This window comes from Pseudomonas sp. BC42, assembly GCF_021560055.1.
In the GTDB taxonomy this organism is placed as follows: Bacteria; Pseudomonadota; Gammaproteobacteria; order Pseudomonadales; family Pseudomonadaceae; genus Aquipseudomonas.
In genome coordinates this window covers 2,595,025-2,617,575 of sequence record NZ_CP091067.1, presented here as the reverse complement: position 1 = coordinate 2,617,575, position 22,551 = coordinate 2,595,025, and the positions used below count along the sequence as shown (strand labels likewise).

General features: G+C 67.8%; 17 protein-coding genes. 5 read left to right on the top strand and 12 right to left on the bottom strand.

Annotated elements, in window-relative coordinates; all coding sequences use genetic code 11:
• Positions 1-15: 15 nt before the first annotated feature.
• Genes L1O02_RS12275 through L1O02_RS12255 form a run of 5 tightly spaced genes read right to left on the bottom strand, consistent with a single transcriptional unit; the run spans position 16 to position 6,706 of the window.
• On the bottom strand, positions 16-3,096 hold the full coding sequence (locus L1O02_RS12275) for an error-prone DNA polymerase (protein WP_235759976.1): 3,081 nt from the start codon (positions 3,094-3,096) through the stop codon (positions 16-18).
• Complete coding sequence (locus L1O02_RS12270) at positions 3,093-4,508, bottom strand: DNA polymerase Y family protein (protein ID WP_108545618.1); 1,416 nt, start codon at positions 4,506-4,508, stop codon at positions 3,093-3,095. Before L1O02_RS12270 ends, L1O02_RS12275 begins: the two co-directional genes overlap by 4 nt.
• Before the next feature lie 7 nt (positions 4,509-4,515).
• Positions 4,516-5,133 (bottom strand): translesion DNA synthesis-associated protein ImuA, encoded by a 618-nt coding sequence (gene imuA / locus L1O02_RS12265; protein ID WP_108545619.1) that lies wholly within the window; start codon positions 5,131-5,133, stop codon positions 4,516-4,518.
• Positions 5,133-5,750: a transcriptional repressor LexA gene (gene lexA / locus L1O02_RS12260; protein WP_060840005.1), complete on the bottom strand. Its 618-nt coding sequence runs from the start codon at positions 5,748-5,750 to the stop codon at positions 5,133-5,135. The genes imuA and lexA overlap by 1 nt, the downstream gene beginning before the upstream one ends.
• Positions 5,751-5,788: 38 nt before the next feature.
• The gene (locus L1O02_RS12255; RefSeq protein WP_108545620.1) at positions 5,789-6,706 is read right to left on the bottom strand and encodes a LysR family transcriptional regulator; all 918 of its coding nucleotides are present in this window, start codon (positions 6,704-6,706) and stop codon (positions 5,789-5,791) included.
• 103 nt (positions 6,707-6,809) lie between these two features.
• On the opposite strand from L1O02_RS12255, the gene L1O02_RS12250 reads away from it, so the two are divergent.
• Positions 6,810-8,552, top strand: a complete 1,743-nt coding sequence (locus L1O02_RS12250; protein ID WP_108545621.1) for an amidohydrolase — start codon at positions 6,810-6,812, stop codon at positions 8,550-8,552.
• Positions 8,553-8,654: 102 nt separating this feature from the next.
• Positions 8,655-9,392, top strand: a complete 738-nt coding sequence (locus L1O02_RS12245; RefSeq protein ID WP_108545622.1) for a TorF family putative porin — start codon at positions 8,655-8,657, stop codon at positions 9,390-9,392.
• Between the two features lie 330 nt (positions 9,393-9,722).
• Here the strand turns inward: L1O02_RS12245 and L1O02_RS12240 are convergent, their stop codons facing one another.
• The 7 genes from L1O02_RS12240 to L1O02_RS12210 form a co-directional block, all read right to left on the bottom strand.
• Positions 9,723-10,691, bottom strand: coding sequence for a Gfo/Idh/MocA family oxidoreductase (locus L1O02_RS12240; protein ID WP_181321621.1), 969 nt, complete (start codon positions 10,689-10,691; stop codon positions 9,723-9,725).
• A gap of 17 nt (positions 10,692-10,708) precedes the next feature.
• Positions 10,709-11,596: a Dyp-type peroxidase gene (locus tag L1O02_RS12235; RefSeq protein ID WP_235759975.1), complete on the bottom strand. Its 888-nt coding sequence runs from the start codon at positions 11,594-11,596 to the stop codon at positions 10,709-10,711.
• Positions 11,597-11,757: 161 nt separating this feature from the next.
• Positions 11,758-12,573: an energy transducer TonB gene (locus L1O02_RS12230; RefSeq protein WP_108545626.1), complete on the bottom strand. Its 816-nt coding sequence runs from the start codon at positions 12,571-12,573 to the stop codon at positions 11,758-11,760.
• Positions 12,570-13,016: a protein TolR gene (gene tolR / locus L1O02_RS12225; protein WP_060840012.1), complete on the bottom strand. Its 447-nt coding sequence runs from the start codon at positions 13,014-13,016 to the stop codon at positions 12,570-12,572. Before tolR ends, L1O02_RS12230 begins: the two co-directional genes overlap by 4 nt.
• Before the next feature lie 16 nt (positions 13,017-13,032).
• Positions 13,033-13,743, bottom strand: coding sequence for a protein TolQ (gene tolQ, locus L1O02_RS12220; protein ID WP_108545627.1), 711 nt, complete (start codon positions 13,741-13,743; stop codon positions 13,033-13,035).
• A gap of 91 nt (positions 13,744-13,834) precedes the next feature.
• Positions 13,835-15,757, bottom strand: a complete 1,923-nt coding sequence (locus L1O02_RS12215; protein WP_235759974.1) for a phytase — start codon at positions 15,755-15,757, stop codon at positions 13,835-13,837.
• Between the two features lie 39 nt (positions 15,758-15,796).
• The gene (locus tag L1O02_RS12210) at positions 15,797-18,319 is read right to left on the bottom strand and encodes a TonB-dependent receptor (RefSeq protein ID WP_108545629.1); all 2,523 of its coding nucleotides are present in this window, start codon (positions 18,317-18,319) and stop codon (positions 15,797-15,799) included.
• 443 nt (positions 18,320-18,762) lie between these two features.
• Between L1O02_RS12210 and L1O02_RS12205 the strand changes: the two genes are divergently transcribed.
• From L1O02_RS12205 to L1O02_RS12195, 3 genes are all read left to right on the top strand, one after another.
• Positions 18,763-19,677, top strand: a complete 915-nt coding sequence (locus tag L1O02_RS12205) for a GGDEF domain-containing protein (protein WP_108545630.1) — start codon at positions 18,763-18,765, stop codon at positions 19,675-19,677.
• A gap of 9 nt (positions 19,678-19,686) precedes the next feature.
• Positions 19,687-20,724 (top strand): AraC family transcriptional regulator, encoded by a 1,038-nt coding sequence (locus L1O02_RS12200; protein ID WP_060840017.1) that lies wholly within the window; start codon positions 19,687-19,689, stop codon positions 20,722-20,724.
• A 140-nt stretch (positions 20,725-20,864) separates the two neighbouring features.
• A complete protein-coding gene (locus L1O02_RS12195) occupies positions 20,865-22,490 on the top strand; it encodes an NADP-dependent glyceraldehyde-3-phosphate dehydrogenase (protein WP_235759973.1) in 1,626 nt (541 codons plus the stop codon).
• Positions 22,491-22,551: the final 61 nt, after the last annotated feature.

The following is a 22,551-nucleotide window of genomic DNA, read 5'->3' as shown; positions in this document are numbered from 1 at the left end:
GAGGCTCGGCGGCAGTCAGCGAAAGTCCCGACTGCGCACGCTGATGCCAGCCAGCAACGGGCTCAGATCCGTCAGGCGTCCGGCAATCAGGTGGCGCACTTCGCCCTCGGTCTCCAGGGTGCCGTCGACCTTGAGCAACTGCGCCCCCACCAGCACCCGGCGCTGGCGCTCGGCCAGATCGCGCCAGACCACCACGTTGACGTTGCCGAACTCGTCTTCCAGGGTGACGAAGGTCACCCCGCTGGCGGTGCCCGGGCGCTGGCGCCCGGTGACCAGCCCGGCCACGCTCACCGAACGCCCGTGCTCCACCGCCAGCAACTCGCGGGAACTGCGGCAGCGCCGGGCCTTGAGCTGCGCACGCAGCAACGCCAGAGGATGGGGCCCCAGGGTGGTGCCAAGGCTGTGGTAATCGGCCTGCAGGTCTTCACCGACACTCGGCCGGGGCAGGTTCACCGGGGCCTCCTCCTGGCGTGGCAGATCGGCGAACAGCCCCAGTTGCTTCTCCACCCCGGCCACTTCCCAGCGCGCCCGGTAGCGATCCCCGGCCAGCGCCCGCAGGGCGCCGGCGTCCGCCAGCAGCTCCTGGGCCCGGACATCCAGCCGGGCCCGCTCGGCCAGGTCGGCAATGTCGGCAAAGGTCCGCTGCCGGCGAGCGCTTTCGATGCGCAGGCCGTCCTCCTGGCGAAAGCCCTTGATCATGCGCAGCCCCAGGCGCAGGGCCGGCTGCCCGGACAGGCCCTGTCCAGCGTCCAGGCTGCAGTCCCAGTCACTGGCGCTCACCTCCACCGGCAAAATCTGCAAACCGTGGCGCCGGGCATCCTGGAGGATCTGGTCCGGGCTGTAGAAACCCATGGGCCAGCTGTTGATCAGGGCGCAGGCGAAGGCCGCCGGCTCATGGCACTTGAGCCAGCAGCTGGCGTAGGTCAGCAAGGCAAAGCTGGCGGCATGGGACTCGGGAAAGCCGTAGCTGCCAAAGCCCTTGATCTGCTCGAAGATCTGCGCCGCGAACTCGTCGCTGTAGCCGTTCTTGCGCATGCCCTGGCGCAGCCGTTCGCGGTGCGGCTCCAGGCCGCCGTGGCGCTTCCAGGCGGCCATGGAGCGACGCAACTGGTCGGCCTCGCCCGGGGTGTAGTCGGCGGCGACAATGGCGATCTGCATCACCTGCTCCTGAAACAGCGGCACGCCCAGAGTTCGCTTGAGCACCGCTTCCAACTTCGGCGACGGGTACGTCTCCGGCTCTTCACGGTTACGCCGACGCAAGTAGGGATGGACCATGCCGCCCTGGATCGGCCCGGGGCGGACGATGGCCACCTCGATCACCAGGTCATAGAAGTTCTGTGGCTTGAGCCGGGGCAGCATCGACATCTGCGCCCGCGACTCGATCTGGAACACACCAATGGTGTCGGCGCGACCAATCATCTGGTAAGTGGCCGGGTCTTCGGCCGGAATGCTGGTGAGGCTGTAGCGCTGGCCGCGATAGCCGTGGATCAGGTCAAAACAGCGGCGGATGGCGCTGAGCATGCCCAGGGCAAGGATGTCCACCTTGAGCAGGCCGACCATGTCCAGGTCGTCCTTGTCCCACTGGATCACCGTGCGCTCGGCCATGCTCGCGTTTTCCACCGGCACCAGATGGTCCAGGGGCTGCTCGGAAATCACGAAGCCGCCGGGGTGCTGGGACAGGTGCCGGGGAAAGCCGATCAACTGCCCGGTCAGGCTCAGGACCCGGCGCAGCACCGGGCTCTCGGGGTCGAAACCGGCCTCCTGCAGACGCTCGACACTGGGCGGCGTATCGCTCCAGTGGCCGCAGCAGTCGGCCAGGGCGTTGACCTGATCCGGCGGCAGGCCCAGGGCCTTGGCCACATCGCGCACCGCCCCGGCGCCGTGGTAGGTACTGACCACCGCGGTCAGCGCCGCGCGGTGCCGGCCGTAACGCTGGAACACGTACTGCAGCACCTCTTCGCGGCGCTCGTGTTCGAAGTCGACGTCGATGTCCGGCGGCTCGTTGCGTTCCCGCGACAAGAAGCGCTCGAACAGCAGGGTCGAGCGGTCCGGGTCGATCTCGGTGATGCCGAGGACGAAACACACCACCGAGTTGGCCGCCGAACCCCGGCCCTGGCAGAGAATGTGCTGGCGCCGGGCAAAATCGACGATGTCGTGCACGGTAAGAAAGTAGCTCTCGTAGCCCAGGTCGCTGATCAACGTCAGCTCATGCTCGATCTGCTGCAGCACCTCGGCCCGGGCTCCACCGGGCCAGCGCCGCAGAATGCCGCGCTGGGTCAGCACCCGCAGCCAGGAGCCAGCGTCATGGCCGTCGGGCACCAGCTCCCGGGGGTATTGGTAGCGCAACTGGCCGAGGTCGAAAGCGCAGCGTCCGGCGATGGCCAGCGATTCGTCGAGCAAGGCCTGCGGGTACAGGCCTTGCAGCACCTCGATGGGCCGCAGGTGACGCTCGCCGTTGGCGAACAGGCGCTGCCCGGCCTCGGCCACCGGCAGGTGATGGCGGATCGCGGTCATGGTGTCCTGCAAGGCCCGGCGCCCGCGCACGTGCATGTGCACATCGCCACAGGCCACGGCCGGCAGCCCCAGTTGCCGGGCCAGGGCCAGCCGCTGTTGCAGGTGCCGGGCATCGTCCTGGCCGCAATGCAGCTCCAGCGCCAGCCACAGGCGCTCGGGAAACACCTGCTGCAACCAGCGGCCCTCGGCCAGCGGCTCGTCGGCGCCCGTCAGCCACAGGGCCAGCAGCCCCGGCAAGGGTTCGGCGAAGTCCTCGCGCAGCAGGCGATAGCTGCCCTTCTCGGCCCGTCGCCGGGCCCGGGTGATCAACCGGCACAGGCCCTGGTAACCCGCCAGGTCCTCCACCAGCAGCACCAGGCGCGGGCCGTCCTCGACCTGCATTTCGCTGCCGATGATCAGCTTGAGGCCAGTATCGCGTGAGGCCTGCCAGGCACGGACGATTCCCGCCAGGGTGCACTCATCGGTGATCGCCAGGGCCTGGTAGCCCAGGGCCGTGGCGCGCTGGAACAACTCGGCGGCACTGGAGGCGCCGCGCTGAAAACTGAAGTTGGACAGGCAGTGCAGCTCGGCATAGGCGCTCATGCGAACCAGCCTTGCAGGAGCAAGGGCCCGGGTTCGCCCACCTGGCGATAGGCCCAGCCCTGCTGGCCGGCCGCGGTTTCGATCAGGTAGTAGTCACGGCGCACGTCGGCGCCGTCCCACCAGCCGGACTCGATGCGCTCCGGGCCCATGAGAATCCGCACGCTGCCTTCGTTCAAGGGCTGCACCTCGCTGAACAGCCAGCCGGGACGGCGCAGCCCGGGGTTGGCCGGACACGGCTGCGGGTCGGCCCGGGGTTGCCAACTGCGCTCCGGTCGATGATCGGCGCGGTGCCCCAGGCCCTGCACCGCGTCATCCCCCAGGCGCGCCCGCAGGCGTTCGCGCAACTGCTCCCAGGGCAGGTTCTGCTGCGGGCGCTCGTCGAACAGTTCGGTGTGCCGGGGCACGAACAGCGGCAGGTCCTCGGCAACCAGCCGCAGGTTGCGCACCGGCGCCGGCACCTGGATCCGCTCCAGGCGCCCACGGGCCAGTTCAAACAGCATCGCCGGATCGCGCTCGGCGCTGAGCAGGCCCACCGGGATCAGGGTGTCGGCGCCTTCGGCATGTTCCAGGTGCAGGGCAAAACGCTGCACCCCGCTGTCGCGTCCACAGAGAAAGGCCGCCAGATCGGCAGTCAGCCGGCGCAGGGGAAACAGCAGCGCCTGATGGGACAGCACATCGAAATTCAGCTCGATGCGCAGGTCGAAACGGTCCGGCGGCTGATAGAACGCCAGCCCCAGCGGACGCTCGCCGAGCAGGGTATCCAGGTGCTTGAGCAGGCTGCCGTCAAAACGCCGGGCCAGGCTGGGCCGGGGCAGCTCCCGCAACTGCTGGAAGCTGCGCACCCCCATGCGCGACAGGGCCGTGGCCTGCTCCGGGGCCAGCCCCAGGCGCTCGATGGGCATGGCCCCCAGGGCCCTGGCCAGGGCCTCGCCGTCGGCCACCGCCAAGCCGTCATAGGCATTGGCCAGGACCCGGGCCGCCGCCGGGTTGGGCGCAGCAACGATGCGATGGCGAAAGCCCAGGGCCTGCAACTCCCGGCGCAAACGCGCCTCCAGCTGCGGCCAGGGGCCGAACAGGCCCAGGCTGGACTCGATCTCCAGCACCAGGGTACGGGGGTAGGCCACGCTGACCTGGGAGCTGAAGCCATAGGCCCAGGCGGCGAGGAACTGCTGCCAGTGCTCGATCTGTCGGGGGTCGTATTCGGCGCTGGCAAAGGCCTTGGTCAGAGCCTGGGCGGCGGTCAGGGACTGCCCCGGGCGCAGGCCCAGCTCGCGGGCGGCGCCATTCACCGCCTGGATCACCCGGCGCTGTGGGGTGCCACTGAGCAGCGCCAGGGGCGCCTCGGGTTCGGCGCGCTGACGCAGCACGGCGTCCAGCGCCAATTGCGGGAACAGAATGCACACCCAGCGCATGCCAACCTCAGTGCCCGGCGGGCCAGGCAATCGGGGCCGGATGGGCCAGGCCGCCCCGGCACTTGAGTACCCGCAACTGCACGGGGCGGCCCTGCACGCTGATCCTCAGGGCCGCCGGAGAGGGGTTGTGCGCGGCGTCCAGGGGCCGGTAGGCGAAGGCCAGAGTCTGGCCACTTTCCGCCGCCACCTGCAGGCGCCGCAGGGCGCGGTCGTCGACCTGCCGCGGCCAGCACAGCACCGCGCCGCAACTGCCGGAACGCAGGCACTGCTCGGCGGCCCACAAGGCATCGCGCTCCCCGGCCTGGATGATCGACAGCTGGCGCACATCCACCCCGGCGTTCTGCCAGGCCTGGGGATAGGGCACGAAGGGTGGCGCCACCAGCACCACCCGCTCCCCCGCCGCGGTCAGCCGCGCCAGGCTCGGCCACAGCAACTGCAGCTCCCCCAGGCCCTGGGCAGCGATGAGGATTTCCGTCAGCGCCGCCTCCGGCCAGCCACCGGTGGGCAGCACCGCATCCAGGGCGGCATGCCCCGTCGGCTGCAGGCTGGCCGGCGCGGCCGCCGGGCGGCCTTTCCATACCCGTCCGCCATTGAACAGGGTATCCAGTGCGACCACGGCGCCCATCAGCCTGGCCTCACCAGACCGCAGAACACACCTTCGATAAACAGTTCGTGGTCGGCGCTGACCTCGATCGGCTGATAGGCCGGGTTGCGCGGCAGCAGACGGATGCTCTGGCCCTTGCGCTCGAAACGCTTGATGGTGACCTCGCCGTCCAGGCGGGCGATCACCGTCTGGCCGTTACGCACCTCACTGCTGCGGCGCACCGCCACCAGATCGCCGTCGAGGATGCCGTCATCGATCATCGAATCGCCCTGGACCCGCAGCAGGTAATCCGGAGTGCGGGAGAACATCCCCGGGTCCAGCCACAACTGGCCGTGTATGTCGGCATCGACGCCAATCGGCGCACCGGCGGCCACCCGCCCCAGCACCGGGATCTCCAGCAGCTCCGGGCGCCGCGGCTGATTGAGCAGGCGAATGCCCCGGGCCTGATGCGGGTTGACCTCGATGAACCCGGCCTCGGTCAGCGCCAGCACATGCTTGCGCGCCACGCTGCGCGAGGCAAAACCGAACGCCTCGCTGATTTCAGCGAGGCTTGGGGACTGGCCATGATCGGCGATGCGTTCGCGGATAAAGGTCAGGATGGCACTGCGGCGGGGGGATAAAGTCGTCATGGAGTACATTTGTACTCCTCTCGGATTTATCTGACAAGAACCGCCAATCAGTCCAGGCCATGGTGGGCCAGAAAGCCGCCGACATAGTCGATGAACGCCTGCACCTTGGCAGTCGCCCGCCGGTGACTGGGGTAGACCGCGAGGATGTGCGGCCCGAAGCTGTCGGGGTCGATCGCGTAATCGGCCATCACCCGCACCAGGCGCCCATCAGCCAGGTACGGCGCGGCACTCCACAGCGGCGTGTGTAGCAGGCCACGCCCGGCCAGGGCATTGGCCAGCAGCAGGTCGTAATTGTCACTGCGCAGGCGTGGCGCCTGGGGCTGGGGCAGGCTCAGGCGCTGGCCGTCGCGCTCGACCCACCAGAATTCCCGGCTGAGCAAGGGGTGGCGATACAGCAGCCATTCATGCTCCTCCAGGGTCTGAGGATTCACCGGCCGGCCCTTGCGCGCCAGGTAGGCCGGGCTGGCGCACAGGGCCAGGCGGTTGCTCCCGACCACCCGGGCAATCAGCCCCGGCAGGTCGTCATGGCCTTCGCGCAGGGCCAGGTCGTAGCCGCTTTCCAGCAGGTTGACGAACTCGTCGCACAGGTCCACTTGCAGATTGATCTGCGGGTACTGTTCAAGAAACCCGCCACACACCTGATCGAGAAACGCCTGACCGTAGGCCAGCGGCGCGGTGACCTTGAGGTTGCCGCGCAGACCGTGCTGCAACTGTTCCACCTCCTCGCCCACCTCCTCCATTCGCTGCAGCACCTGGCGCGCGGTCTCCAGGTAGAGCCGGCCGATTTCGGTGAGCACGATGCGCCGGGTACTGCGCTCGAACAAGCGCGAACCCAGCTCCGCCTCCAGGTGGTTGACCGCCTTGGTCAGGGCCGACGGGGTCTTGCCCAACTGCTCCGCCGCCCGACTGAAACTGCCCAGCTGAGCGGTGACTACGAACATCTTCAAGGCATTCCACTTGTCCATGGTTTTTCCATTCAGGCAAAAATGTTTTTCGTGAATCGGCCGTTCTGCCCGCTACGGGCAGCCCCTAATCTGGCGATCAGACGTAATAACAAGGAAATGTTCAATGAAAAAATTGACCCCTACGCTGCTGCTGGTCGCCATGAGTTTTGCCTCATTGGAAGCCATGGCTGCCGCCGATCTGGTGCTGCTCAACGGACAGATCTTCACCGCCGACCGCGCCCAGCCCAAGGTCCAGGCCCTGGCGGTGGAAAACGGCAAGGTTCTGCAAACCGGCAGCGATGCGCAGATCAAGGCACTGATCGACAGCCACACCCGGGTCGTCGATCTGGGGGGCAAGACCCTGATGCCGGGCCTGATCGACACCCACTCCCACGCGATCTTCGGTGGCCTGGAAATGACCAGCGCCAACCTGCAGGACGAGGTGGTCAGCCTCGACGAACTGGAAAAACGCCTGCGCGCCTGGCGTGACGACGGCAGCGCCCGGCATGCCGACGTGCTCAGTATCGCCGGCATGAGCTCGGCCTACTGGGCCCAGGCCCAGGCCCTGGGCCAGCGTTTCAACCAGGGTGAATGGGCCAGCGTACCGGTGGTATTCACCGGCAGCGATCACCATACCGCCTGGGCCAATGACTTCATGCTCCAGCGCGCCGGAATCGACGCGGCCCTGCTCAACAGCCTGCCCGAGGCCGAGCGCAGCACCATTGGCCAACTGCCCGACGGCCGCCCCAACGGTTTCCTGGTGGACGCCGGCTGGGACCGGGTGGCCGCGAAAATGCCGGTGCCGGCCCCCGAACAGATGCTGCGCGCCGCGCAATCGGCCCTGCACTACAACAACAGCCTGGGGATTACCGCCTGGATGGACCCCGCCGCCAACGCCGCTCCCGGCGAAGCGGTGTTCGCCCTCAAGCCCACCGAGCACACCGTCGGCGTGCTGCCGGCCTACAAGGCCCTGGCCGAGAGCGACGGGCTGACCGCCCACGTCGCCGCATTGCTGGTGGCCAACCCCCGCAGCCGCCCCACCGACCTCAACACCCTGGACAAGGTGCGCCAGCAGTTCCAGGGCATTCCCAACCTGACCCTGCCGGGCATCAAGATCTTCGCCGACGGAGTGATCGAATACCCGGCCCAGAGCGCGGCGATGCTCGAGCCCTACAACAACTCCCACAAACACGGCGAACTGCTGATCGACCCGGCGCATTTTGGCGAACTGGTCAGCGCCATCGACCAGCGCGGCTGGCTGGTGCACATCCACGCCATCGGCGACCGCGCGGTGCGTGAGTCGCTGAACGGCATCGAGCAGGCGCGCAAGGATCGCCAGAGCGGCATCAGCCACTCCATCACCCACCTGCAGATGGTCAACCCCAAGGAGTTCGCCCGCTTCAAGCCGCTCAACGTGATTGCCTCGATGCAACTGCTCTGGGCCTCGGCCGACGACTACACCCTGGACATGATCAAGCCCTACGTCAGTGCCCTGGCGTTCCGCTACCAGTACCCGGCGCACTCGCTGCTCAAGCAGGGCGCGACCATCGCCGGCGCCAGCGACTGGCCGGTGTCGTCTCCCAACCCGTGGAACGCCATGGCCCAGGCCATCACCCGCCAGGGGCCACTGGGGGTGCTCAACGCCGACGAACGCCTGGACCGCGAAACCCTGTTCTATGCCTACACCCTGAATGCCGCGCGCACCCTGGGCCTGGAGCAGCAGATCGGCTCGCTGACCGCCGGCAAACAGGCCGACTTCATCGTCCTCGACCGCGACGTGTTTGCCGTGGACGAAAAGGCCCTGCATGAAACCCAGGTGCTGCAGACCTGGTTCGCCGGCCGCGAGGTCTACAGCCGCCCACTCTGACCCCGCCCCACCGTTACACCGCCCGCCCCGCGCCCTGGTGACGCCGGGGCACGGCGCCGCCTTGCCCGCTCCCCCCATAACAATCACAACAACGGGAAAACCATGAAGACCCTCACCCTGCTCACCCTGGGCGCCGTGTGCCTGCTGCCGCAGGCCGGCCACGCCCTGCCCCTGACCGACGACCTGGCCGTGGAACTGGAGCTGACCCTGGCCAGCGACTACCGCACCCGCGGCATCTCCCAGACCCAGAACGACCCCGCGGCCCAGGCGGCCGCGACCCTGCTGCACAGCAGCGGCCTATACCTGGGCACCTGGAGCTCCAATGTCGATTTCGGCGGCGGCCTGAAGACCCGCCAGGAACTCGACTACTACGGCGGCTGGCTGTGGCAGGCCAGCGAGGACCTGAGCCTGGACCTGGGCTACCTGAAGTACAGCTACCCCCGGGAAGCCGGGTTAAACCAGAGCGAGGTGTACGGCATTCTCAGCGTCTACGGAGTCAAGCTGGCGGCCTATTACTCCGACGATGCCCCCGGCATCGACAGCCAGCAGAGCACCCTGTACCGCTACCTCGGCTACGAGACTCGACTGCCGCTGGACCTGGGGCTGCACCTGCGCTACGGCCAGATGGACTTCAAGGACCCGCGGCTGATCCGCGCCTCGGGCCAGGGCGAGGACAGCTACCACGAATGGGAGGCCAAACTGACCCGGGACCTTGCCGGGCTGGAACTGGGCCTGAGCTACATCGACACCGATCTGTCTCGCAGCCAGTGCACCAGCAACTACGGCTTCAGCGACCTGTGCGGGGCGACCTGGGTGGCCAGCGTCAAGAAGACCTTCTGAATGCCCATCCCGAAGGCCGCCGTCGCTGGCAAGCCAGGGCCTGCAAAAGCCTGAGCAAACACCCCGGCAAGGCACCTGAGACCGGTCGGTTAAGCGCTAGAACGAACGAAACATAACCTGTGGCGCGCAAGCTTGCTCCCGTGGGAGCGGCCGACGCTCGGGGGCGTAGCCGTCGCATTTTTGGGGCCGCTGCGCGGCCCAGCGGGAGCAAGCTCCCTCGCCACAGGTACAGTGCTTGCCCTGAACTGACGGGCATCAGGCAAGGCGCCCCGCAAGTCCCGCAGGAGCCGGCTTGCCGGCGAAGCGGCCCGAAAGACCGCCGCCATTGGCTCAGCCGCGCTGCAGGATCCGATCCATGACCCAGTCGGTCTTCAGCGCCTCGCAGGCCTGGGCCGGGTGCACTGCGTCGCCGCGGATATGGGCGTTCATGCCCTGCACGTGATGCCACTGGATGTGCTCGGGGTGCTCGATGACCAGGCTCAGGGGCTCTTCGGCTTCAAGTTGCAGCGGATGCTCGTCGAACACGGAAAAGGTGATGCGCCCCTGGCTGCCGATGATCTCCACCCGGTCCACCCGGCGGTCGGCAACGAAGTTCCAGGCGCCGCTGCCCAGGGCCCCGCAAGCAAAGCGCCAACTGGCGCTGACTGCATCCTCGGCGGCATACAGCCCGGCCTGGCGAGTGCTGATGCCGGCCACCTCGACGATGTCGCCCACAAGGTACTGGAACAGGTCCAGGCCATGACTGGCCAGGTCGGCGAAATATCCGCCACCGGCAATCCGTGGGTCGGTCCGCCAGTTGGCCGCGCCGCTGCGGTCTGCCTCGGAGGCGGCCTTGCTCAGGCTCCAGTGCAGGTGCCGGACCTCACCGATGCGCCCGTCCGCCAGCCATTGCCGCACCTGGGCAAAGCGCGGCAGGGAACGCCGGTAATAGGCCACGAACAGGTGCAACCCGGCCTGCTGGAACGCCTGCTGCATGGCCCGGCTCTGCCCGGCATGCAGGGCCATGGGTTTTTCCACGCAGCAATGCTTGCCGGCGGCGGCCACTTGCAGGCTGTAGGCGTAGTGGCTGTCGGGGGGCGTGGCGATGTACACCGCGTCCACCTCGGGGTCGTCGATCAGGGCCTGGGCATCGGTGTACCAGCGGGCAATGCCGTGGCGCCGGGCATAGTCGCGCACCGCCTCGGCGCGGCGGCCCATCACCGCCACCAGCGCCGAACCCGGGACCTTGTAGAAGGCCGGGCCGCTCTTGCGCTCGGTGACGCTGCCGCATCCGATCATGCCCCAGCGCACGGTGCGCAGCGGCCCGGCCTCGGTGCTCATTTCGCCGCTTGCAACGCGCGCAGGTCGAGCTGGCCGTTGTGCAGCGGCGGGCACCAGTAGTAGCCACCGGTGATCGGCCGGCTCATGCGGTACAGGCCGTCGACGATGCCGTCTTCCAGGCCGCTCATGCGCCGCAGCTGGACTTCGAAGGCGTTCAGGCTGTGACCGAAGGCGAGGAACATCAGGCCGCCCTTGTCACCTTCGACCCAGGGCATCGAGCGGCGCACCATGAAGGCCTCCGGGGTGAAGCTTTCCTGGGCGGTGCGCTTGACGTGGGCCGACTCCGGCGCGTCGTCCAGCTCTTCGTTGTCGCTCAGGCGCCGGCCGATGATGTGGTCGCGCTCTTGCTGGTGCATCGCGGCAAAGCCCTTGAAGTCGTGCTGCCACTGCTGGATCGCGGCAAAGCTGCCACCGCGCAGGCCGTCTTCACCCTCGGCCAGTGCGGCGGCCACGGCGGCTTCATCCTCAGGGTTTTCGGTGCCGTCTTCGTAACCGGTGAGGTCATGGCCGGTCTTGTGGCGGAAGGTTTCGTTCATCGCCACCAGGCGCAGGGCCGGGGCCAGGGCCGCCGCCAGTTCGTTGCTGCGGTGCAGCAGTTCGCCGCGATCAGCGCCGTGCAGCCAGACCCACAGCGCGTGCTGGGTCGAAGGGTTGTCGACACCGACGCCGGTCAGCGCCGGGAACGCCTTGAGCCCTTGCACCCGGGCGCCCAGGGCCTTGACCAGGGAAGCGCCAAAGCCTGCCACCGCCGTTGCGCCGTCCACCCGTGCCAGCAACTGGTCGAGGGCCTGGGGCAACGCCTCGATGGATTCGAGGGCAAAGAACAAATGACGGGCCTGGGACGGAACGGGTGCAGCGAGGATGCCGGGCTGGTAGTAACTCATGGGAACTCCTGAATAAAGGCGGGGAGTTTACCGCTGTGCGGCGCAGGCGTCAGTGCCGTCGCGCAACGGATTGGCAACCGGCAGCAACAGCACAGCTCCGGCCTGCGCCAAGGGGCCGCCGGCCCGCCCGGCAGCCGCTGGCGGGCGAAGCCGGGGCGCCCCTAGTGGATCCGATAGTGAAAGGTGTTGCGCACCGCCGGCACCGTCACCGCCCGACCGTCGATCAGCCGAGGCTGGTAGCGGAAGGTCGCCACCGCCGCCAGGGATGGGCGCATGAACAGCGGGTGGCAGCCGTCGATGACCTTGGGGTTCTCCACCCGGCCCTGGGGGTTGACGCTGTATTCCACGGTGCAGTCGCCTTCCAGGTTCTTGTCCAGGGCTCGCTGCGGGTAGTCCGGAGCCTCCTTGCTCAGGGGCTGGTACTGGCGGCTGTCGGCGGCGGCCTGGGCCGCCTGCTGGCGCGCGCGCTCGGCGGCCAGCCGCGACTGTTCGGCGCGCTGGGCCTGGGCTTGTTCCTGGGCCAGGCGTTGCTCGGCGTCGCGCTGGCGCTGTTCGGCGTCCAGGCGCTCGCGCTGCTGGCGTTGCTGCTCCTGCGCCTGCTCACGTTTCTTGTCATCCACACGCTTGCGCGCCAGGGCCGCCTGTTCCAGCTTCTGCGCCTGCACCTGGGGGTCCACCTGGGGTTGACTCGGCGGCGGCGGAGCCGTTGGCGCGGGCGGTGGTGGCGGTGCCACCTCGGCCACCGCCGGCAGGGGGTCGGCGGGGGCGGCGGGAGGCGCCAGCATCACCAGTTGGGTGGTCAGCACCGCCGGGGCCTCGACCTGGGGTTTGTCCACCGACCAGCCCAGCACCAGCGCCGCCAGCACCCCGGCGTGCAGGGCCAGGGCCAGGGTCGCCGCCAGGCTGTTGCGCCAGAAGCCGGAGGCTTCGGGCCCCATGGGCAGCACTGTGGGGCTGTGGATGATCATCGCCGTCATTGCGGGGCCTCGGTCACCAGCCCCAGGTTGTGCACCCCGCCCTGCTGCAACGCGGCCATGGCCGCCACCACGCTGGCGTAGGCGGCGTCCTGGTCGGCACGGATGTACACCTGGGTGTCGCCGCGCTGGGCAATCACCTGGGCCACCTTGGCGCGCATCTGCTCCAGGTCCACGGCGCTGTCGGTCTGGTGCCGGGTGTCGAGTTCGCTGCCCAGGTTCCAGTAGTAGCCGCCCTCGGCCTTCACCGACAGGGTGAGGATCTGCTGGCGGCTGTCGGTGGCCAGGGCCTGGCTGGCGACCTTGGGCAATTGGATCTTCACCCCCTGGGTGAGCATCGGCGCGGTGACCATGAAGATCACCAGCAGCACCAGCATCACGTCGATGTAGGGCACCACGTTCATTTCCGCCTTGGGTCCGTGCTTGCGTTGCGGCCTGACTAACATCGGCTTGCTCCTTCTCTCAGGCGGCCACGGCCAGGTGGCTCGGGGTGCCCTGCAAGGTGCGGTGCAGGCGCACCTGCAGTTCGTTGCCAAAGGCGTAGTAGCGGGTCAGCAGGGTCTGGCTGCGGGCCGAGAAGCGGTTGTAGGCGATCACCGCGGGAATCGCCGCGAACAGGCCGATGGCAGTGGCGATCAGCGCCTCGGCGATGCCCGGGGCCACGGTGGACAGGGTCGCCTGCTGCACCTGGGACAGGCCGAGGAAGGAGTTCATGATCCCCCACACGGTGCCAAACAGGCCGATATAGGGGCTGACCGAACCCACGGTGGCAAGAAACTGCAGGCCCTTTTCCAGGCGGGTTTCCTGCTCGCTGATGGCCACGTACAGGGCCCGTTCCACGCCCTCCAGCACGCCTTCAGCGGCGCCGCCGGCCGCGCCGTGCAGGTGGCCGAATTCCTCATAGCCGGCGACAAAGATCGGCTCCACGCCGCCTTCGCCGTCGGCCTTGCGGGCCACTTCGCGGTACAGCGGCAAGAGTTCGGGGGCGGCGCGAAAGCGCTGGATGAACGCGTTGCAACGGCGCTCACGGCCGCGCAGCACGGCGCCGCGCTGGATGATCAGGTACCAGCTGAGCAGGGATGCCAGGAGCAGGGTCAGCATCACCGCCTTGACCAACAGGCTGGCATCGCTGATCAGCCCCCAGATGCTCATGTGTTCGAGTGTGGCTTGCATGGTGAAACTCCTTCGCGGGTGCCCGCCGGGGCCTGAGCCGTGCCGGCGGGGCTATTCGATGACATGCCGATGACCGGGTGATGACAGCCGCTCAGGGCAGCTTCAGGGCCCGGGTGACGTCGGCCCAGGGCACGAACTTGAAGTTCTGGGTCTGCTCGGGCATGCGCTTGCGCCCGTCCTGGACCACCAGCAGGCCCTGGCTCCAGGGCCCGCCGAGGTTGGCCGAGGTGACTTCCAGGCCGTCGGTTTCCGAGGCGCCGTCGATCCCCGCCGCGGCGTTGAGGCCGACCCGAAAGGCACCGTGGGAAGCGAACGGCGGCTCGGCGTCCAGCACCAGGTAGCTGTCGTTGCCCTGGCTGGAAATCACCAGGTAGTCGCGGGCGTTGCTCTGGTACAGGGCCAGGCCCTCGACATCGGCCTGCAACAGGCCGCCGACCTTGATCACGCTGTGCAGGGTCGCCGGTTGTTCGGGGCGGGCGTCCAGGGACCAGACCCCGACGTCCTCTTCCCCCAGGAACAGCCGCTGGCGCTGGTCGTCGGCGACGCAACCCTCGGGCTGGCTGGCCACCTTGAACTGGCGCACCAGCTCGCCCTGGGCACTGCCGGACGGCGCACTCAGGCGGTACTGGACGAAGGTGCCGTCCTTGTCGTTGGCAATCGCATAGATCTCGCCGCTGGCGGGCTGGAACAGGCACAGCCCGTAGATCGCCTTGAGTGGCGTGGGGATCTCCCCGGCTTCGCGCAGCTCGCCGCTGGCACGGTCGATGGCGAACAGGCTGAGGCTGTTGCGGTCGCGGTTGCTGGCCACGGCCAGGTCCACGGTCTGCTGGCCCAGCTTGAAGTTGGGGCGCACGTCGACGTTGTTCAGGCGCCCCACCGCCAGTTCCTGCAACAGCTTGCCCTGCAGGTCGTAGGCCAGCAGGCCCTGCTTCTTGTTGGTGCCCAGCACCCGGCTCAGGGACGGCTGCTGCGGGTGAACCCAGATCGCCGGGTCATCGGCGGCATCGCCCTGGCGCCCCACCGGTTCGCTCTGCACCGCCGCCTGCACGTTGGGCAATACCGGCGGCAGGACCGGCGCATGGGCCTGCCAGTCCAGCTGGCCCTGGTACAGGCGGCCATCCTCGTCATCGCGCAGCAACACTTGCAGGCCCTTGGCGCTGGCGCGCAGAGCGATGTTTTCCGGTTCCTTGAGGCCACTCAGGGGCAAGGTGGCCTGGGCCGACCAGCCCTGCTCCTGCTGCTGATAGAGATGCAGTTGCGCGGCTTTCGGGTCCAGGCCCAACACCCCGCCCGGCACCAGGGCCATGGCTCCGGCGCTTTTCCTGATCTCGCCAAAGGGCGCGCGCAGGGCCACCGGCTGGCGCGCGGTGTCGGCTTCGGCGTGGGCCGGGTAGGCCCACCAGCCGACGTTCTGTTCATTGACCAGCAGTTGCTGGGCGGCGTCGTCCACCTGGCAGAACTTGGCCTCCGGCGGCAGCGGCAGGCCACGCACCCGTCGCGGCTCGGCGCTCAGTTGCGCGCCGTGGCCCACCAGCCACTGCTCGCCCTTGCCCTCCTCGCCCACCAGGAACAGGAACAGGTTGCTGGCCTCGTCGCGGTACAGGCACAGGCCGTTGACCGGGAAGTCGCGGGGCGGCAGGTACAGCGGCTGACCCCAATGCCGGGCCTTCGGGTCGAGGCTCAGCAGCAGCGCCTGCTGGCGTTCGTTGTCCAGGCTGGCCACCAGCAGTTGCTGGCCGGCGGCGCGGCTGTCCAGGCCGTTGAACGAGCCCTTGAAGCGGGCCAACTGGCGACCCTGTTCATCCAGCAGCAACAGGCCTTCGCGCTCGCTGGCCAGCAGCCGGTCGGCGCCTGTGCCGGCGGGCACGAAGCCCAGCCCGGTAACGCCCGGGGTCTGCTCGGCCCAGGGTTTGAGGGTCAGGCCCGGCACGCTGGGGGCGGCCTGGGCAGCACTGCTGGCCAGGCCAATGCACAGCGCCAGCAGGGTGGTTTTCGCGATCGATACAGTGCTCATCACAATCCTTGGAGGTGCAGTCGGGCAACGGCCCGGTACTTAGAAATGGGTGAAGGTCAGGCCGAGCTTGTAGGTCGGGCCGTATTCCTCGTACTGGGCGTTGTAGGAGCGGTTGCCGGTGTAGACGAAGTACGGCTGGTCGGTGAGGTTCTGCGCCTCGAAGCTCAGTTGCAGGTTCTTGCTCAGGGAATACTTGGCGCTGAAATCGACGAAGGTCTGGGCGTCCACGTGCAGGTCGTGGGCCTTGTCGCCGATCGAGGCCAGCTCATAGAGGTAGGCCGACTTGTAGTTGGCCGACAGGCGCAGACTGAGCTTGTCGTCTTCCCAGCCGAGCATCAGGTTGCCCACGGTGTCCGACTGATTGGGCAGGTCGATGTCGCGCTTGCGGTTGACCCCGGCCTTCTGGTCGAAGCCTTCGATGCTCGCGCTGGAGCGGCTGAAGGTGCTGTTGGCGCCCAGCAGCAGGCCGTTCCACGGCGCCGGCAGCCAGTCGAACTTCTGCGAGTAGGCCAGCTCCAGGCCATACAGCTTGGCGCTGTCGCCATTGGCGAAGGTGTGCGCCTCGGAGAACCCGCTCCAGGCGCCGGTGCCGGCCAGGTCGGTGTTGTAGACGAAGTTCTGGATGTCCTTGTAGAACACGAAGGCCGAGACGCTGCCGGCGCGGCCCATGTAGTGCTCGATGCCCAGGTCCAGGTTGCTCGACTCCAGGGGCTTGAGGTCGGGGTTGCCGAAGGTCGCCTCGTCGCCGTCGATGACAAAGCCCGGGGCCAGCTGGCCGAAGGTCGGGCGCACCACGCTCTTGGTCCAGGCCGCGCGCAGTTGGGTGTTCTTGTCCAGCTGGTAGCGCGCGTGCAGCCCGGGCAGCCAGTGCTGGTAGCGGCGCTTGGTGTCGGTGGCGGTGAAGGCGCCGTCGGTGACCCCGGTGCCCTTGGCCTCGAACTCGGTGCCCTCGTAGCGCAGGCCGGCAATGAAGCGCCAGTCGTCGATGTCCAGGGTGTTCATGAAGTAGCCGGCGTTGATGTCTTCGCGGATCTTGAAGTCGTTGACCCGGGATTCTTCCTCGTCGTAGAAGGCCGCCGGATTCAGGCCACCGATCAGTTGCTTGATGGCGCTGCCGCTGATGCCCGGGCCGAAGCGGCCCAGGGAATAGTCCACGCGGCCCTTCTGGAACTGCCCGAGGTTGAGCTGCTGGTCGGTGAAGCCCAGGGTGTCGAAGTCCTTGTAGACCCAGGCTTCCAGGTCGTTGTCCTTGTTGCGCCGGCTGACTTTGCCACCGAACTTGAACTGCGCGGCGTAGCCACTGAGGTCATAGTCCCGGGCCAGGTCCAGGCGCAGGTTCTTCTCGGTGTCGGTGGTGTTCTGCTTTTCCCAGTCGACCTTGTCCAAGGTGAAATTGGCCGCGTCAAAGAAGCCTGAGCCGATCACCGGGCGCGGCTTGCCATTGTCGTAGAAGCCGCTGTCGGAAAAGTCGCTGTTGCCCTTGAAGGTGGCCCCGGCGATATGCGCCGGGCTGTCTTCGCTGGAGCGGCTGTAGCCGGTCTGGCCGCTGAGGGTCCACAGGCCCAACTGGCGCTCGCCGCCGAACACGTAGGACTGGATCTCCTGGGTTTCCTCGCGCTGCTTGAGCTTGCGCTTGGCCTCGGCGTCGCCGCGCTCCCCGGCCGCCAGCGGGTCGGCGAACTCGATGCTGGTGGAGTTGCGCGTCTCGCTGTCCTTGTAGCGACTGTAGAGGGTGCGCAGGTAGTAGCTGCTGCTGTCGTCGGGCTTGTAGTCGAAGTTCAGGCCGCCGCCGACCCGCTCGCGGCTGATGGCGTAGTCGCGCTGCTCGAACTCCTGCAGCCTGGCGCCGCGCTCGAAGTCCCAGGCGCCGCCGGTCTCGACGTTGTCGGAGCCGAAATCGCGCTTCTGCCAGCTCAGGGCCGCGGCCACGCCGAAGTTGTCGATGCCGTCGCCGAGGCTGAAGCGGTTGCTCGCCGCGCCGGAGAATTTCGGGCTGGTCTGGCGGGTGTTCTGGTCGTAGCTGGCCTCGCTGCTGCCGCTGTAGAACAGGCCCTTGTGGTCGAAGGCCGAGAGGCTTTTCACGTCCACGGTGCCGCCCAGGGAGTTGGCGTCCATGTCCGGGGTCAGGGTCTTGATCACCGACAGCGACTGCACCAGCTCCGAGGGCAGCACATCCAGGGCCACGGCGCGGCGCGCGCTTTCCGGGGACGGCACCAGGGTGCCGTTGATGGTCACGCTGTTGAGGTCCGGGCCCAGGCCGCGGACGCTGACAAAGCGCCCTTCGCCCTGGTCGCGCTCGATGCTGATGCCCGGCAGGCGCTGCGCCGCTTCGGCGGCGTTCTGGTCCGGCAACTGGGCCACGCCGTCGGCGTGTACCACGCTCTGGATGCTGTCCGAACGCCGTTGTTCCTTGAGCGCCTGATCGATGCTGGCCGCCTGGCCCACCACTTGGACGTGCTCGGTGGCGGCCGTTTCGGCGGCGCTCAAGCGTTCACTGGCGATGGCCATGGCCAGCGCGGTCAAGGTAAAGCTGACCAGCCCGGGACTGCTGCGCTTGTACATGAGGTTCCTCCCCAAAAGTCCGCCAACGCCGGGCAAGGGGCCCGGCAACTGGGAGGGCACGCTAGGGTTGGCGAATGACGGTTCTGTGACAGGCCTGGTCGGCAGGTCGCCAAAACAGCCGTTATTCCGGGTTTAGCCCCGGCAAATGAGCTGAATTGACCCCTGCGGGAGCGGGCTTGCCCGCAAAAGCCATCACCCGTCGGGCGCAGGTCTTGCGGGCCCCTTCGCCGGCAAGCCGGCTCCTACACATCCGTGGCGCCCCCGCCGCCCCGTAGGAGCGGGCTTGCCCGCGAAGAGGCCCTCGAGGCGGCCCCATCCAGCAAAAAAAACGCCTGAACCCTGAGCTGATTCGACCCCTCGACGGTTTTTTCCGCTGTCACCCCACCGTCACAAACATCTGCTGTGCTGGCGCCCTCTCACTCCTGGCAAAAAGGATCGCGGCCATGTTCTGCGTGCTCAAACCCCACCGCTGGAAACTCGCCGCGCTGTTGCTGGCGGCCAATGCCGGGCTGTTGCTGCACCTGGCTTGCGGCAGCCTGAAATCAGTCAGCGAGTGGCAATGGCTGGACATCATCGGCGAAGGCGGCTCGGCGCTGCTGGCCCTGGTCTGGCTCGCACTGGTGCTCAAGAGCCGCCCCGCCGGCCGGGTCACCAACTACCTGGCCCTGGGCCTGAGCTGCATTTTCTTTTCCTGGTGGATCGACAGCCTCGACGAGTTCATCCGCCTGCCCGCCAGCATCACCTGGGACCACTGGCTGGAGTCCGGGCCGATGCCCATCGGCATGATCCTGCTGACCATCGGCATCTACCACTGGCACCGCGAACAGCTGGCCATCAGCGCGCAGATGGAAAAGAAGGAGCGGCTGTTTCGCGAGCACCGGCAGTTCGACAAGCTCACGCCCCTGGCCGGCGCCGACTACCTCAAGCGCGAGCTGGCCGCCAGCCTGGAGGACAGTCGCCGCCAGCAGCAGCCGTTGTCGTTGCTGGCCCTGGACCTGGACCATTTCGCCGCGATCAACCAGCACTACGGCCACGCCGAAGGTGACGCGGTGCTGCAGGCCCTGAGCCATGTGCTGCTGCTCAACCTGCGGCGCCAGGACCTGCTGTGCCGGCTGGCCGGCGACCGCTTCGTGGTGCTCTTGCCCAACACCGGCGAGAGCCAGGCCCGGCTGCTGGCCCTGGAGCTGCAACAGGCGGTGCAAGGCCTGGCGCACAAGACCCGGCAACACGGCGAGCGCCTGTACCTGGCGGCCAGCACCGCGGTGGTGATGGCCCTGGAGGAAACCCCGGAGGTCCTGCTCAAACGCCTCAACCTGGCCCTGGCCCGGGCCAAGCAGCCCCTGGCAAAAACCGCCTGAGGCGCCGTCATGACCGTGAAGACCTGCTGGTACGAAAGCGATACCCGGTTCATCCCCGGGCACTATCAACCGGCGACACTGATCGACCTGGCGCTGTCCCGGGACATCGACAGCCACCGCCTGCTGCGCGGCACCGGGCTGTTCCACGAGGACATCCTGGCCGGACAGACCCGCCTCAGCCCGCAGCAGTTCCTGGCGCTGATCGGCAACAGCCGGCGCCTGCTGGACGCCGACGACAGCAGTTTCCTGTTCGGCCAGCGCCTGCTGCCCGGGCATTACGGCGCCGCCAGCCACGCCCTGCGCCATGCACAGAACCTGCAGCAGGCCCTGGACGCCCTGGTGCAGCAGCAGGCCCTGCTCAGCCCCCTGCTCAGCCCGCGCCTGGTGCTGGATGAACAGCATGCCTACTGCTACTGGCTGGACAGCTGCGGCGCCGGCGAGCACGGGCGCTTCCTGCTGGAGGCCAGCATGACCGCCCTGGTGGCCATGAGTCAGTGGCTCAGCGGCCAGCGCCTGCCCTGGGAATGCAGCTTCAGCCACGGCGAGCCGCGCTATGTCGAGCAGTACTGGGTGCACCTGGGGGAACAGACCCAGTTCCGGCGGCCCCTGGACCTGATGCGCATCCCCCGGCAATACCTGACCCGGCCCTGGCCCGGGGCCTCGGCCACCGCCGGCCAGGTGGCGCGCCTGGAAGCCGACGAACACCTGCGCCAGCTGGGTTTTTCCGGGAGTTTTCTCGATGCCCTGGACCGCTACCTGCAAGCCAACGTGCGGCATGCGCCGAGCCTGGAACAGACCGCCCAGGCCTTCGCCATGAGCCCGGCGACCCTCAAGCGCAAGTTGAGCAAGCACCACAGCGGCTACCAGCAGCAGGTGGACCGGGTGCGCAAGCAGGTGGCGCTGTACCTGTACCAGATCAGGGGCTGGAGCAACGAGGCGGTGGCCGAGTACCTGAACTTCAATGACCCGGCCAATTTCCGCCGCTCCTTCAAGCGCTGGACCGGCAGCACCCCGAGCCTGATCCGGCAGTTGCTGGGCAGCAGCTGAAACGTTTAATCTCGAACCGTGACCGCCTGCGCGCCGCCCGCAGAAACTGCTGAAGGCGCAGCCCATTCAGGCGTATAAACCTGGGAGCGATGGCGTCACTGTCATCCGCGCCGCCGCCATTTCCAACACGGGGTAGAGTCATGACCACAGCCAATGTCCTCACCAACCTGTTTCCCGCTGCCGCCGACATCCCCGAAGCCTATCGCCTGCCCGACCCGGTGGAGCAGCGCGACTACCTGGTGGACGGTGAACTGCGCACCTGGAGCGGCCCCCTGGCCCAGGTACGCAGCCCGATCTACCTGAGCGGCGCCGACGGCGACCGGCAAGTGATCCTCGGCAGCACACCGCTGCTGGACGCCGACACCGCCCTCACCGCCCTGGACGCCGCCGTGCGCGCCTACGACCGCGGCCAGGGCGCCTGGCCGACGATGCGCGTGGCCGAGCGCATCCAGCACGTGGAAGCCTTCCTGGCGCGCATGCGCGAGCAGCGCACGGCGGTGGTCAGGCTGCTGATGTGGGAAATCGGCAAGAACCTCAAGGACTCGGAGAAAGAGTTCGACCGCACCTGCGACTACATCGTCGACACCATCGGCGCGCTCAAGGAACTGGACCGGCGCTCCAGCCGCTTCGAACTGGAGCAGGACACCCTCGGCCAGATCCGCCGGGTGCCCCTGGGCGTGGCCCTGTGCATGGGCCCCTACAACTACCCGCTGAACGAAACCTTCACCACCCTGATCCCGGCGCTGATCATGGGCAACACCGTGGTGTTCAAGCCGGCCAAGCTCGGCGTGCTGCTGATCCGCCCGCTGCTCGAAGCCTTCCGCGACAGCTTCCCGGCCGGGGTGATCAACGTCATCTACGGCAGCGGCCGCGAGACCGTCAGCGCGCTGATGGCCAGCGGCAAGATCGACATCTTCGCCTTCATCGGCACCAACAAGGCCGCCAGCGACCTGAAGAAACTCCACCCCCGGCCGCACCGCCTGCGCGCGGCCCTGGGCCTGGATGCGAAGAACCCGGGGATCGTGCTGCCCGATGCCGACCTGGACAACGCGGTCAGCGAGGCCGTTACCGGCGCGCTGTCGTTCAACGGCCAGCGCTGCACCGCGCTGAAGATCCTGTTTGTCCACGAAGCCGTGGTCGAGCGCTTCATCGAACAGTTCAACGCCAAGCTCAAAGGCCTCAAGCCGGGCATGCCCTGGGAGCCGGGGGTGGCCCTGACGCCGCTGCCGGAAAACACCAAGGTCGACTACCTGCACACCCTGGTGGCCGATGCCCAGGCCCACGGCGCCCAGGTGGTGAACCCCCATGGCGGCGAGTCGCGGGCGTCGTTCTTCTACCCGGCGGTGCTGTACCCGGTGAACCCGCAGATGCGCGTCTACCACGAGGAACAGTTCGGCCCGGTGGTGCCCATCGTGCCCTACCGCGACCTGGACACGGTGATCGACTACGTCCTGGAGTCGGACTTCGGCCAGCAACTGAGCCTGTTCGGCAGCGATCCGGCGGTGATCGGCCGGCTGGTGGACACCTTCGCCAACCAGGTCGGGCGGATCAACATCAACGCCCAGTGCCAGCGCGGCCCGGACACCTTCCCCTTCAACGGCCGCAAGAACTCCGCCGAGGGCACGCTGTCGGTGCATGATGCGTTGCGCACCTTCTCGATCCGCACCCTGGTGGCGACCAAGTTCCAGGAGCGCAACAAGGAGCTGATCAGTGACATCATTCGCAACCGCGACTCCAGCTTCCTGACCACCGACTACATTTTCTAAAAGCGCCTGGCCGGGGCTCGCCACGCGGCGAGTCCCGGCCACCGATCCTGCCACTCATGCC

What these genes read in the sequence shown, in the direction of transcription:
- L1O02_RS12275 (WP_235759976.1), bottom strand. Translation starts at nt 3,096, where the DNA reads ATGAGCGCCTATGCCGAGCTGCACTGCCTGTCCAACTTCAGTTTTCAG.
- L1O02_RS12270 (WP_108545618.1), bottom strand. Translation starts at nt 4,508, where the DNA reads ATGCGCTGGGTGTGCATTCTGTTCCCGCAATTGGCGCTGGACGCCGTG.
- imuA (WP_108545619.1), bottom strand. Translation starts at nt 5,133, where the DNA reads ATGGGCGCCGTGGTCGCACTGGATACCCTGTTCAATGGCGGACGGGTA.
- lexA (WP_060840005.1), bottom strand. Translation starts at nt 5,750, where the DNA reads ATGTACTCCATGACGACTTTATCCCCCCGCCGCAGTGCCATCCTGACC.
- L1O02_RS12255 (WP_108545620.1), bottom strand. Translation starts at nt 6,706, where the DNA reads ATGGACAAGTGGAATGCCTTGAAGATGTTCGTAGTCACCGCTCAGCTG.
- L1O02_RS12250 (WP_108545621.1), top strand. Translation starts at nt 6,810, where the DNA reads ATGAAAAAATTGACCCCTACGCTGCTGCTGGTCGCCATGAGTTTTGCC.
- L1O02_RS12245 (WP_108545622.1), top strand. Translation starts at nt 8,655, where the DNA reads ATGAAGACCCTCACCCTGCTCACCCTGGGCGCCGTGTGCCTGCTGCCG.
- L1O02_RS12235 (WP_235759975.1), bottom strand. Translation starts at nt 11,596, where the DNA reads ATGAGTTACTACCAGCCCGGCATCCTCGCTGCACCCGTTCCGTCCCAG.
- L1O02_RS12230 (WP_108545626.1), bottom strand. Translation starts at nt 12,573, where the DNA reads ATGACGGCGATGATCATCCACAGCCCCACAGTGCTGCCCATGGGGCCC.
- tolR (WP_060840012.1), bottom strand. Translation starts at nt 13,016, where the DNA reads ATGTTAGTCAGGCCGCAACGCAAGCACGGACCCAAGGCGGAAATGAAC.
- tolQ (WP_108545627.1), bottom strand. Translation starts at nt 13,743, where the DNA reads ATGCAAGCCACACTCGAACACATGAGCATCTGGGGGCTGATCAGCGAT.
- L1O02_RS12215 (WP_235759974.1), bottom strand. Translation starts at nt 15,757, where the DNA reads ATGAGCACTGTATCGATCGCGAAAACCACCCTGCTGGCGCTGTGCATT.
- L1O02_RS12210 (WP_108545629.1), bottom strand. Translation starts at nt 18,319, where the DNA reads ATGTACAAGCGCAGCAGTCCCGGGCTGGTCAGCTTTACCTTGACCGCG.
- L1O02_RS12205 (WP_108545630.1), top strand. Translation starts at nt 18,763, where the DNA reads ATGTTCTGCGTGCTCAAACCCCACCGCTGGAAACTCGCCGCGCTGTTG.
- L1O02_RS12200 (WP_060840017.1), top strand. Translation starts at nt 19,687, where the DNA reads ATGACCGTGAAGACCTGCTGGTACGAAAGCGATACCCGGTTCATCCCC.
- L1O02_RS12195 (WP_235759973.1), top strand. Translation starts at nt 20,865, where the DNA reads ATGACCACAGCCAATGTCCTCACCAACCTGTTTCCCGCTGCCGCCGAC.